The organism is Acetobacterium sp. KB-1 (genome assembly GCF_003260995.1).
GTDB lineage: Bacteria > Bacillota > Clostridia > Eubacteriales > Eubacteriaceae > Acetobacterium > Acetobacterium carbinolicum.
Genome location: NZ_CP030040.1, coordinates 1,421,763 through 1,434,501 on the forward strand (window position 1 = coordinate 1,421,763; position 12,739 = coordinate 1,434,501).

9 protein-coding genes are annotated in these 12,739 nt (G+C 42.5%); 1 reads left to right on the plus strand and 8 read right to left on the minus strand.

The features are described 5' to 3' along the window. Nucleotides 1–36: 36 nt before the first annotated feature. The 4 genes from DOZ58_RS06560 to dnaG are packed head-to-tail and all read right to left on the minus strand — an operon-like array spanning nucleotide 37 to nucleotide 4,774. Nucleotides 37–1,155 (minus strand): Nif3-like dinuclear metal center hexameric protein, encoded by a 1,119-nt coding sequence (locus DOZ58_RS06560; protein WP_111887576.1) that lies wholly within the window; start codon nucleotides 1,153–1,155, stop codon nucleotides 37–39. Beyond that, nucleotides 1,140–1,841: a class I SAM-dependent methyltransferase gene (locus tag DOZ58_RS06565; protein ID WP_111887577.1), complete on the minus strand. Its 702-nt coding sequence runs from the start codon at nucleotides 1,839–1,841 to the stop codon at nucleotides 1,140–1,142. Before DOZ58_RS06565 ends, DOZ58_RS06560 begins: the two co-directional genes overlap by 16 nt. Nucleotide 1,842: 1 nt before the next feature. Beyond that, a complete protein-coding gene (rpoD, locus tag DOZ58_RS06570; RefSeq protein WP_371414197.1) occupies nucleotides 1,843–2,994 on the minus strand; it encodes an RNA polymerase sigma factor RpoD in 1,152 nt (383 codons plus the stop codon). A 1-nt stretch (nucleotide 2,995) separates the two neighbouring features. Then, nucleotides 2,996–4,774, minus strand: coding sequence for a DNA primase (gene dnaG, locus DOZ58_RS06575; protein ID WP_111887578.1), 1,779 nt, complete (start codon nucleotides 4,772–4,774; stop codon nucleotides 2,996–2,998). A 210-nt stretch (nucleotides 4,775–4,984) separates the two neighbouring features. Here dnaG and DOZ58_RS06580 point away from each other — a divergent pair, with 210 nt between their 5' ends. Next, nucleotides 4,985–5,239, plus strand: a complete 255-nt coding sequence (locus tag DOZ58_RS06580) for a hypothetical protein (RefSeq protein ID WP_111887579.1) — start codon at nucleotides 4,985–4,987, stop codon at nucleotides 5,237–5,239. A 132-nt stretch (nucleotides 5,240–5,371) separates the two neighbouring features. Here the strand turns inward: DOZ58_RS06580 and nifJ are convergent, their stop codons facing one another. From nifJ to DOZ58_RS06600, 4 genes are all read right to left on the minus strand, one after another. Beyond that, nucleotides 5,372–8,896: a pyruvate:ferredoxin (flavodoxin) oxidoreductase gene (gene nifJ, locus DOZ58_RS06585; RefSeq protein WP_111887580.1), complete on the minus strand. Its 3,525-nt coding sequence runs from the start codon at nucleotides 8,894–8,896 to the stop codon at nucleotides 5,372–5,374. A 361-nt stretch (nucleotides 8,897–9,257) separates the two neighbouring features. Next, nucleotides 9,258–10,682 carry a sodium:alanine symporter family protein gene (locus DOZ58_RS06590; protein WP_204355486.1) on the minus strand — a complete coding sequence of 475 codons (1,425 nt, stop codon included), beginning with the start codon at nucleotides 10,680–10,682 and terminating at the stop codon, nucleotides 9,258–9,260. 156 nt (nucleotides 10,683–10,838) lie between these two features. Next, a complete protein-coding gene (gene ald, locus DOZ58_RS06595) occupies nucleotides 10,839–11,954 on the minus strand; it encodes an alanine dehydrogenase (RefSeq protein WP_111887581.1) in 1,116 nt (371 codons plus the stop codon). Between the two features lie 51 nt (nucleotides 11,955–12,005). Next, a complete protein-coding gene (locus tag DOZ58_RS06600; protein ID WP_111887582.1) occupies nucleotides 12,006–12,467 on the minus strand; it encodes an Lrp/AsnC family transcriptional regulator in 462 nt (153 codons plus the stop codon). Nucleotides 12,468–12,739: the final 272 nt, after the last annotated feature.

Below are 12,739 nucleotides of genomic sequence, written 5' to 3' on the forward strand. Positions count from 1 at the left end.
GTCTTTGCTCAAATTTCAAGTTTTTTTATTCAGTCCCTAATAATTTACAATAAAATCCCGGGCCGACTCGGCGACAATCATTTCCGGGCAGGCGTCTGGCAGACCAGCTTCCAGCAATTGCCGGAAGCAATCAGTTACCCATTTCTCGGTGCCGTAATGGCCGGCATCCAGGACCCAGATATTGTTTTCCAGGGCTCGTTGCCCATCGTGATGCTTAAGATCACCCGTGATCAGCACATTGGCTTGTCTGGCTTTGGCCAGTCCAATCATGTCCGCTCCGGCCCCTGAACAGATCGCCACCCGCCGGACGATATCCGGCACCTTACCTGCCCCTCGTAAAGCCACCAGGCCCAGTCGGTCTTTGGTATGGGCAATAAAATCCAGCCCGGCCATGGGTTGGCTTAACACGCCAATTTTTCCCAATCCGTTTTCATTGATCAGCCCCCCGTTTTCCAGAGCGATCACATCATAGGCCATTTCTTCATAAGGATGATTTCTTTTTACGGCGGCAATCAAATTTTTTAAATCCGGCGCTGCCACAATCGCTTCAATCCGATCTTCCGAGACACAGGACAGTTTATTGAGATCCCCGATAAAAGGTTTGGCGCCCGCGAGCGGACGGAAGGTGCCAGTACCGGGTGAACGGTAAGTGCAATAGTCATAGTTGCCAATGGTCCCGGCGCCGTTTTTCCCTAACACCTCAATGATTTTCTGGCTGGCTTCCTGCGGCGAAAAAATTACCAGTTTATAATAAAGCGCCGGATTAGAAGGTTCCAGCGTTTTGATCTTATCGAGTCCCATCCGCAGGGCCAGATAGTGATTAAGGCCTTTCGCTGCCTTATCCAAATTGGTATGAGCCACATAAACAGCGACCTCATTTTTAATCAGCATTTCAATGATCTGACCCTTTTCCCCGTCTGTTGACAGGGTTTTTAAACCCTTAAAAATAAACGGATGATGCGCAATAATGAGATCTACCTTTTTTTCAATGGCTTCTGCAACCACTTCCGCCGTGATATCCAGAGTCAGCAGCAGCCGCTTAATGCTTTGTTGCCGGGAACCTACCTGGAGACCCACATTATCCCACGCTTCCGCCAATTTTTCAGGAGCAAGCGCCTCAATTGTTTGAATAATTTGATTTAGTTTAACAGACATCTTTTCACCTCATTCAGTTTTTCAATAAACAAACTGCTCTCCTGCCATTGCTTTGTAGCAACTGCAGTGGTTTTGCCCTCGGTATTTAAAACGATTTGCTGCTCCAAAAATATTTTCCGCTCGATCAGATGCAGGAGCAAAGGATGTTTACTGGTATAAAATTCAAAACCCAATTCATATTCCAGCGGATTGGTCATTATCATCTTTCCCGGTGCTGCTACAATAACCTCATAAACCCGATCGCCCTCCCGAGCCAGATCTTCTCGAATAATTCGAAACCCGGTCGCTTCCAGATGTTTTCGCAGCACCGCCTGATTATTCATCGGCTGAAGCACCAGTTTTTTTAGCTGCCGAGCCACCTCCGGCTGGGCTTCGAGCAGATCCCGGATTAACAGCCCCCCCATACCAGCCATGACAACAGCCTCGACCTCCCCGGGTTTAAGCACAGAAAGACCCGAACCAAGTCGGGTCTCTATCTGTTTTTGTAATTGTTGTTCATTAATAATTTTTTCGGCTTTTTTAAGCGGCTGCCAGTTGGTATCACTGGCGATTACCCGGGAAACCATTGCGTTTTCCACCAGGTAAACCGGCAGATAGCCATGATCAGTGCCAATATCGGCGATCAATTTGGCCCCGGCAACACAATCGGCAATAACCTCCAGCCGCGGACTTAACTTAATCTTCATTTTAGGTTAAATAATCCTTTAATTTTTTGCTACGGCTGGGGTGACGCAGTTTGCGTAAGGCTTTGGCTTCAATCTGCCTGATTCGTTCTCTGGTTACATTGAACTCTTTTCCCACTTCTTCCAGTGTCCGGGCCCGGCCATCGTCCAAGCCAAAACGCAACCTAAGTACCTTTTCTTCCCGTTCGGTCAGCGTGTTTAAGACTTCAATTAACTGTTCTTTTAGCAGCGCATAGGAAGCCGCTTCGGCTGGTGCCGGGGCATCTTCGTCGGGAATAAAATCGCCCAAATGGCTATCCTCTTCTTCCCCGATAGGTGTTTCCAGGGAAACCGGATCCTGAGCGATCTTTTGAATTTCTCGTACTTTTTCTTCTGAAAAGCCCATTTCCTTGCCAATTTCTGCCGGGGTTGGTTCCCGGCCATATTCCTGTAGTAATTGGCGGGAAACCCGAATTAGTTTATTAATGGTCTCGACCATATGAACCGGGATCCGGATGGTTCTGGCCTGATCAGCAATGGCCCGGGTGATCGCCTGCCGAATCCACCAGGTTGCATAGGTACTGAATTTAAAACCCTTGGTATAGTCGAATTTTTCAACCGCTTTGATCAAACCCAGATTGCCTTCCTGGATCAGGTCCAGAAACGACATCCCCCGTCCCACATAACGCTTGGCAATACTGACGACCAGACGCAGGTTAGCTTCAGCCAATTCTTTTTTGGCCGAATCATCGCCGGCTTCCATGCGGCGGGCCAGCGTCATTTCCTGATCTCCGGTTAGTAAAGGTACCTTGCCAATTTCTTTTAAATATAACCGAACCGGATCATTAACGCTGACCGAATCTGCCAATTCAATTTCTTTCTGATTCTCTTCTTCAAGTTCAGCCGCTTCCAGGGCTTCCAGTTCGAGATCGGTAAAAGCGATTTCGATTCCTTCTTTTTGCAGATACAAATAGATTGAATCGATTTCCTCCGGATCAAGATCAGCTTTATCCAGGATTTCTTCAAAATCGTGATTATTTAAATTCCCTTTCGTTTTCCCGCGTTTTAATAACTGCTGCACTTCCGGCATCAGCTCAATTGCGACTTTTTCAATCTCAATGATGCTGTCATCAGTAACTATGATCACATCGTCGGTTTTTGTTTTGTCTTGTTTCATTTTAGTGCCTCCCGTTTTCTTTCATCATTTTCTTAATCTCTATGAGTTGATTGGTAAGCCCGGCAACTGCATCGTCATTGCCATTGGCTGATTCTCTTTTTATTTGTTCAGAAAGTTTGTCAAGCTGAGCTTCATTATAAAAACGATTCATTATTTCCAAAGCATCTTGATAATCTGACCGGGAGACTTCATCCTCGTTCATCATAAACTCAACTAATTTTTTGACATCCTCTGACGCATCAAAATGTGACATAATCTGATTGACTTCAATTTTTTCCCCTGCTTTCCGCTTTTCAAAAAGAGTTAGCAGTAGGTCCTTATAAAAGGGCTCCGTCAGGTAATCCATGGGAAACTCGTTTATTGTTTCCGGTCTTTCCAAGCAATAGCGGATCGCCAATTCCTGAGCTTTTTGATAAGCCTTAGGAATCTTTTGCAGCGATACCGCGTCGCGGGTTATCTCCACCAGTGGCGAAGGATTCTCAGCTCGGGTTTTTGACCGCAGAACCTCACGACGGATTACTTCCTGATTGATTCCCGTTTCACCGGCAACCATTTTGCTGTAATAATCAACTTCCACTGACGTCTCAAGCTGTCTTAATATTTTTATGGCCTCATTACCATAACGCAGTCTGCCATCGGTTTGGGACAGATCATTGTGTCCTTTTAACAATTCCAGTTCGTATTCAACAATTGTTAATGCCTTTGAAACCGCGTCCTTAAATCCCTGTTGACCATATCTCTGGACAAAGGAATCGGGATCTTCATTTGTTGGCAAGCTTAATGTTTTAACATTTAAACTGGTATTTTTCAAGATCTTCATCGCTTTTTCTGTTGCCGATTTTCCAGCATTATCGCCATCAAAAGCAATAACCACCTCACCAGCGTAACGCTCCAGGATTTTTCCATGAAACGGGGTAAAGGCCGTACCCAATGCTGCCACAGTATTCTTGATCCCTTTTTCATAAAGGGAAATCACATCCATATAACCTTCAACAATTACGATTCGCCCATCATCCAAGAAATTTTTACAATGATTCAAGTTATAGAGCTCATAGCTTTTAGAAAAGATGGTGGTTTCTGGGGAATTGAGATACTTGGGTCCATTTTGATCGGTTGCCATCAGGCGACCGCCAAACCCAACAATCTGTCCCCGGGGATTAACAATGGGAAACATGACCCGGCTCCGAAACCGATCATAATGGCGCTTGTTTTCCGAAGCCATAACCAGGCCTGAATCCAGCATGTCTGCTGTGGAAAAGCCTTTGGTGTTAAGAAAATCGGTTAATCGGCTCCAGTCTTCACTGGCATAACCTAAACCGAATGCTCTGATGGTTTCTTGGCCAATCCCTCTTTGCAACAGATATTCTCGCGCTAATTTACTTGTTTTAAGCATTTTATAATAGTAATTAGCCGCTTCCCGATGCAATTCGTAGAGGCGCTTCTTTTTCTCATAGACCTGATGGTCTTCCTGCTGATTGCTTTTTTCCGGTAAAATCATGTTTACCCGGGCAGCCAGAAATTTTAGGGCATCGACAAAGGGGAGTTTTTCCATTTCCATAATAAAAGTAATCACATTGCCACCAGCACCACAACCAAAACAATGGTATAATTGTTTTTCCCGCGAAACCGTGAAAGACGCTGTTTTTTCATTATGAAACGGACATTTGCCTTTAAACGAGTTCCCCACTCGTTTTAAGGTCATGTAACCCGAAGCGACATCGACAATATCATTTGCTTCGATGACCGATTGTATCAATTCTTCGGAGTAGTAAGTTGTCATTTGTTTTTTCCTTTTTTTAAAGTCTTGACCTTTAAGAGTCTATTATCTCTATTCTAAGTAAAATAGAATTCTCCTTGTTTTAATATCCTTTATTTTAAAATTTAAACAAAAATAAAGTTTTGCCGCTCTTTCAATTTTTTATTGGATAAAATTCATTTATCGGGGTATTTAAAAAACTAAGAACACTACTATTTAGAAAGAGGTATATTTATGGAAAAAAAACGTATGATTGAAATCATTCACGAAAAAGTGAAAGTTGCCAAATTTGATGATTATGGAAAAGCCCTTCTCAGCATGGATGATGTCGGCGATGGTGAAATGATTATGGCTGTTCTCGAAGATTTAAAATCAGACACGAACTTTGATTTTGATTTTGATTTAGACAAAATGCTCTTAACCGTTTATAACCCCGATGATGACCTGGAAGGATTCAAGCGAAGACACCCCTCACCTCAACATTGCTAAATTTTTCACGGATACCACCACTCCTAGTGATGGTATCCACCAAAAAAGCGCTATTGGTCAAGACCAATAGCGCTTTTTTAAATGGTTAAACAAAAGAGAAACCCCAAAGGATTTCTCTTTTTATTATTTAATTTACATATCTGCTTTTTGTTTGTAACCCATGTAACGTTCCATTGCTTCTTCTTTTGCCTTATCATAAAGGGTTTCCGAAACTTCTGGGAAGGTCAGTTTTAATGAGGTATAACGAACTTCTGAATCCAGGAATTCCGTAAATTTGTCCATATCGGGTTCCTTGGAATCCAGGATAAATGGATTTTTACCTTCTTCTTTTAAGCTTGGGTTGAATCGGTACAGGTGCCAGTAGCCCGCTTCCACTGCAAATGCTTCGTGGGTTTGGGTACGGCTCATACCGCCTTTAATGCCATGGTTGATACAAGGTGCATAGGCAATAATCAGTGAAGGACCATCATATGCTTCCGCTTCCTGAAGGGCTTTCATAAATTGGTTCTTATCAGCACCCATGGCAACCTGAGCAACATAGACGTAACCATAGGTGGCCGCCATCATGCCAAGATCTTTTTTCTTGATCCGTTCGCCTGCTGATGCAAATTGTGCCACTGCAGCAGTCGGTGTCGATTTAGAAGCCTGACCACCAGTGTTGGAGTAGATTTCTGTATCCAGCACGAAAATATTTATGTTTTTGTTAGAGGCTAAGACATGATCCAGTCCACCGTAGCCAATATCGTAGGCCCAGCCGTCACCACCGAAGACCCATTGAGATTTTTTAATCAGGTAAGCCTGATTGTCAAGAATAAACTTGGCTTGGGTCGCTAATGCTTCACCTGGTGTATAAGCGGTTAGAGCTTCTACCAGTTTTGCCGAGGCAATTTTTGAGCTTTCAGCGTCTTTTCGACTGTCAATCCAGGCTTGAGCCGCGCTTTTTACTGCTTCTGGTGCATCGCCAGCGATCATTTCTTTTAGGTAGCTTTCAATGGTGTCAGCCATTTTTTCGGTAGCCAGCATCATTCCAAATCCATACTCGGCATTATCTTCAAATAAAGAGTTTGCCCAGGCGGGTCCTTTTCCTTCAGCATTGATACAGTAAGGTGTCGATGGTGAGGAAGCACCCCAGATGGATGAACAACCCGTTGCGTTAGCAACCATCATTCGATCGCCAAATAATTGGGTAATGGTTTTAATATATGGTGTTTCGCCACAACCTGCACAGGCTCCCGAGAACTCAAGTAATGGTTGACAGAATTGGCTCCCTTTGACGGTGGCCTTATTCATCAGGTTATCTTTGATTTTTACGGTCGTCGTATAGTTCCACATTGGGATTTGGGCCGCCTGGGTATCGATTGGCTCCATTACCAAAGCTTTTGTTTTGGCTGGGCAAGCGTCTTGACAGTTGCCACATCCGGTACAATCCAAGGTACTAACCTGGATACGATATTCTAAACCATCAAATTGTTTTCCGTTTGCTTTAATTGTTGTATAACCTTCCGGTGCCGCTGCTTTTTCACCGGCATCCACCAGTACTGGACGAATCGCTGCATGTGGGCAGACAAATGAGCATTGGTTACATTGGATACAATTTTCCGGAATCCATTTTGGCACATTTACAGCAATTCCCCGTTTTTCATAAGCTGATGAACCCGACATAAAGGTTCCATCTTCTCCGCCTACAAAAGCTGAAACAGGGATGTCATCGCCTTCTAAGCGGTTTATCGGACGAAGTATTTTCGAAATGAATTCTGGTACATTTTCTTTGGCGATGGCTTCAGCACTGAGAGCCTTCCATGAATCTGGAACATCAATCTTAACCAAGGCGTCAATTCCCTTATCAACGGCAGCATTATTCATATCAACAATTTTCTGGCCTTTGTTTCCATAAGACTTCAAAATACCGGCTTTAGAGAACTTAACGGCATCTTCAATTGGAATAATGTCAGCCAATTTGAAGAAGGCGGACTGCATAATCATATTGGTTCGACGGCCCAGCCCAATTTCTTCGGCAATTTTTGTGGCATTGATGGTATAGAAATTAATGTCATTATCAGCAATATATTTCTTTAACGAAGCTGGTAATTTTTCATCCAGCTCGTTTGGTTCCCAAACGGTATTAAGCAGGAAGGTCCCGCCTTTTTTCAAACCTTTTAACAGGTCATACTGGTGAACATAGGCTTGGGTTGAGCAGGAAACAAAATCCGAGTTTACAATTAAGTACGTTGATTTGATTGGTTTTTTACCAAATCTCAAATGCGAAACGGTAACCCCACCGGATTTTTTACTGTCATAGGAGAAATAACCCTGAGCATACAAATCGGTATGATCGCCAATGATCTTAATCGCTGATTTATTGGCACCAACGGTTCCGTCAGAACCAAGACCCCAGAATTTACATCCTTTTGTTCCTTTCGGAACGGTAAAGATATCTTCGGGTAATTCAAGACTTGTGTGAGTTACATCATCAACAATCCCGATCGTAAATTTGTCTTTGGGTTGATCCAATTTTAAATTATCGTAAACAGCTTTAATCTGCGTTGGAGTGGTATCTTTAGAGCTTAAACCATAGCGGCCGCCAACGACCAGTGGCTGGAATTCTTTGCCGTAGAATACGGTGCAAATATCCTGGTATAAAGGTTCGCCCAATGAGCCGGGTTCTTTTGTACGGTCTAAAACAGCAATCTTTTTAGCTGTTTTTGGTAATACTTTTAATAAATATTCCGGGGCAAAAGGTCTGAATAAACGAACCTTGATCAGTCCGACTTTTTCTCCCTGGGTCAATAAATAATCAATCGTTTCTTCGATGGTATCTGTTACCGAACCCATCGCCACGATAATATTTTCGGCATCCGCTGCGCCATAGTAATCAAATAAATGATACTCTCGGCCGGTTTCAGCTGAAATTTTTTCCATATAGTCAGCCACAATTGCCGGGATATTATCATAGAAGGGATTGCATGCTTCTCTGGCCTGGAAGAAAATATCAGGATTCTGAGCCGTTCCCCGCGTGACCGGATGTTCAGGATTTAGGGCATTGTCGCGGAATGCCTGAATCGCTTCAAAGTCGGCCAGTTTTTTAAACACATCATAATCGATAACTTCGATTTTTTGAATTTCGTGTGACGTTCTGAAACCGTCAAAGAAATGCATAAACGGAATCCGGCTCTTAATGGCAGCCAAGTGAGCAATCGCAGCAAGATCCATTACTTCTTGAACACCGCCGGAAGCCAGTAAAGCAAAACCCGTTTGACGACAAGCCATTACATCGCTATGGTCTCCAAAAATCGAGAGTGCCTGAGCAGCCAAGGTACGGGCAGTAACATGAAAAACACCTGGCAATAATTCACCAGCAATTTTGTACATATTCGGAATCATCAGTAAAAGTCCCTGAGAAGCAGTAAAGGTTGTGGTTAAGGCTCCCGCAGCTAATGAACCGTGAACTGCACCAGCAGCACCGCCTTCAGATTGCATTTCGGAAACTTTTACTGTTTCTCCAAAGATATTTTTTCGTCCCTGAGACGCCCAAACATCGGCATACTCAGCCATCGGGGATGAAGGTGTAATTGGAAAAATTGCGGCAACCTCGGTAAACGCGTAAGCAACATGTGCGGCAGCAGTGTTTCCATCCATTGTCATCATTTTTTTTGGCATGATTTTCCTCCTTGAAATTAAAAACTAAATGTTTTTTTGTAGATTTAAATAGCAAAATTTTATCTATGAAATTATATCATATTAATTTTTGGGTGTATACACTTTAGCATGGGTAATTTTTTGTTACGTTTTATTGGTAAATTTTCACTGATTTATCAGAAAACGATTAATGTTAACCTTTAGATGGTTTAAATTTCTTTAATTAAGATATGGTCGTATGTTTGAAAACTTATATCCTTTCAAATTACTTTTTCACAATAATTTACTGCGGATGAACTGTTAAAATAATCATTAACAGTTCATCAACAGTAATTTTTGTGAATTGATAACTTTTTTTACTCAATTAATTGAATCGAAATCACTATTTCTTTTTAGCTTCTTTAAGCGCCAGTTTCTCTGGTACTAAGAAATCTGACTGGAATTCAGAACACTCTTTGGCAACAACACTGCTTAAAACCAGCAAACTGATTAGGTTTGGTATGGCCATTAAGCCATTCATGGCATCTGATAAATTCCAGACAACTTCAAGAGCTGTGGTAGCGCCAACAAAGACAACAAGACAGTAAAGAATCCGATAAACTGTGACGGCAATTGGTGCTTTAATTAAATACTCCAATGACTTTTCACCGTAATACTCCCAACCCAGAATGGTTGAAAATGCAAAGAGGGCAATTCCTACCGTTACAATATAGCCACCAACAGGACCCAGAGCGGACTGGAAAGCGGCAATGGTAAGATTTGCTCCCATTAAAAGTTCACCAGTCGCGTCCATTGTACCCAGGGCGCCAGAAGAGGCAATAACTAGACCTGTAATTGTACAGACACAGATGGTATCAAAAAAAGTTCCTGTCATATTGATATAACCTTGTCGTGAAGGATGATCCGTTTTTGCTGCGGCAGCGGCAATTGGTGCTGAACCAAGACCTGCTTCATTTGAGAACACGCCCCGGGCGACACCCCAACGCATCGATGTCAACATGGTTGCGACAATCGTTCCGCCCACGCCGCCAGCCATTGCTGTCGGTGAAAAGGCCATCGTAAAGATTTCCACAATACCTGCTGGTACGTTTTGAATATTGATGATGATAACAACAAGTGCTGCTAAAACGTAAAACACTGCCATAAATGGAACAATGACCCCTGTCACCTTACCAATGCTCTTGATGCCACCGAGAATAACTAAAAATGACAACACCGTTAGTATCAGGCCCGATATCCAGGTGGGTACGCCAAAAGTACCAAATACTGCCCCTGAAATTGAGTTAGCCTGGGTCATGTTGCCAATCCCGAACGATGCCACGGTGGCAAATAGTGCAAACAAAAATGCGAGCGCTAAACCGATTTTTTTGTTTTTAAAGCCATTTTTCATCGCATACATGGGACCACCGGCCATTTCGCCTTTGGCATTGGTTTCCCGGTATTTTACCGCCAGTACACTTTCAGCATATTTGGTCGAAAGTCCAAACAGGGCTGAAATCCACATCCACACCAGGGCACCCGGTCCTCCCAGGACCATCGCCGTTGCGACGCCAACGATATTCCCGGTGCCAATAGTGGCCGCCAGGGCTGTCATCAGGGATTGGAAGGGTGAAATGTCACCGCTTGAATCGTCTTTTTTGGATTTATCCGTTTTGGTAAAGACTGATTTAATGGCAAAGCCCAGGTTGAGCCATGGTGCAAACTTTAAGCGCACGGTTAAAAAGATCCCGGTCCCCATTAGTAGTGCCAGCATAATGGGTCCCCAAACAAAGTTATTTACAGCTGAAATGATATCCGAAAAATTCATATTGCCCCCTTTAAATTTAAAAGTTCAGTGTTATCGATTACACTTTTGTGCAGAATTTTTTTAAAGGCAGGGCTCCACTGTTAATTAAAACAGTGTCGCCCTGCAGTCAGTTTTTAAGATCCATCTTTTTAAAATCTCTCGATGCTACATTTAAACCTATAGCAATTCGTCTGCGGGCACATATTCTTTGTTTAAGCCTTCAGCAACACCTTTGCAGGTAACATGACCTTTGTAAGTGTTTAAACCTAAAAGTAAAGCAGGATCTTCTTTCATTGCCGCTTCAGGTCCCTTGTTAACAATCGCCAGTAAATATGGCAGGGTCGATCCCGTCAGTGCATAGGTGGATGTTTTGGGAACAGCACCAGGCATGTTGGCTACTGAATAATGGATAACGCCATGTTTTTCAAAGCAGGGATCATCGTGAGTTGTGCTGTGATCAATGGTTTCAACCGATCCGCCCTGGTCAATGGCGACATCAACAATAACAGATCCCTTTTTCATGTTTTTAACCATCTCTTCAGTGACCAGTTTTGGCGCTTTTTCGCCAGCAACTAAGACGCCACTGATAAGCAGATCAGATTTTTTGGTCAGTTCGGCCATGTTGTAGGGATTACTGACTAATGTGGAAACGCGACCATTAAAGACGTCATCCACATAGGTTAATCTTGGTTTGCTGATATCAATAACGGTAACATGCGCGCCCAGACCAACTGCCATTTTTGCAGCGTTCATACCGACAGTACCCGCACCAATTATCATGACCTCTGCTGGTAATACACCGGTAACACCGCCAAGTAACATCCCAACACCACCGTGATAACGCTGCAGCATGGTAGCACCAACCTGGACAGACATTCTTCCCGCAACTTCACTCATTGGGATCAGCAGTGGCAATGATCGGTCTGGCAATTGTACGGTTTCATAAGCAATCCCGGTAATTTTTTTCTTAACTAATATATCGGTTAAAGGCAGGTTTGGTGCAAGATGTAGATAAGTAAATAAGGTTTGGCCTTCCTTCATCAGTTCATATTCAGACTCAATCGGTTCTTTTACTTTTACAATAATATCAGCTTGTTCAAATACTTCTTTCGCCTGATTTAGAATAACGGCCCCTTCTGCTACATATTCCTGATCTTCAATTCCACTTTCAAGGCCAGCCTTTGTTTCGACAAATACCTTATGGCCACTCGCTACTAGGGCATGCACACCTGCTGGTGTTACGGATACACGTGACTCATTGTTCTTAATTTCTTTTGGAATACCTACAATCATGATAAAACCTCCTGTTCTATAATATAAATTTGTAAACTTAATTAAAAAATCTTACATATTCGTATCTTCGTAGGGAAGAATGGAGTATGTATTTTTTACGGTTGACAGGGTTACAATCGTTCTTGTCTTTTGTACCCCGGTAACTGTTTTAATGCGATTCAACACTGCTTCCAGACTTTTAGTATCTTTAGTAATAATTTTAATTAAATAATCATAATCTCCGGCCAGATAATCACATTCAATGATCTCATTCTCATTCTCCACCAATTCGACAAAGCCTTCAATATAATTTGGGTGTTTAAGGGATATAAACATGTAGGCGACCAGATTTTTATTCATCTTTTGAGTCGACAGGATAATGGTGTACTTCTGAATGATTCCGGAAGAATCTAATTTTTTTATTCGTTCGCTGATTGCAGGAACCGATAAACTGACTTCACTGGCAATTTCGGAAGCTGTAACTCGTGCATTCTTCTGCAACAACTTAAGGATTTCAATATCAATTGAATCCATGTAATCTCCTTTCTATTAAAACTATTAAAATAATTATACCCGACTTATCAAGTAAATTAAACGTTTTCAGTGAATAACAATAGATCTTTTTGTTATACTAATAAATCACTTTAAATATTTAATTACTATTGGTGTCTATTCGTTCCCGCACTTTATTTATTTATGCAATCCGATTTTTCCATTGAAAAACTGAGGTAAAATCAAAATAAACTTAAAAACATACGGCTCTCATTGTTAGTCTTTAACACCTGTGTGTTCAATCGGTTGCAACA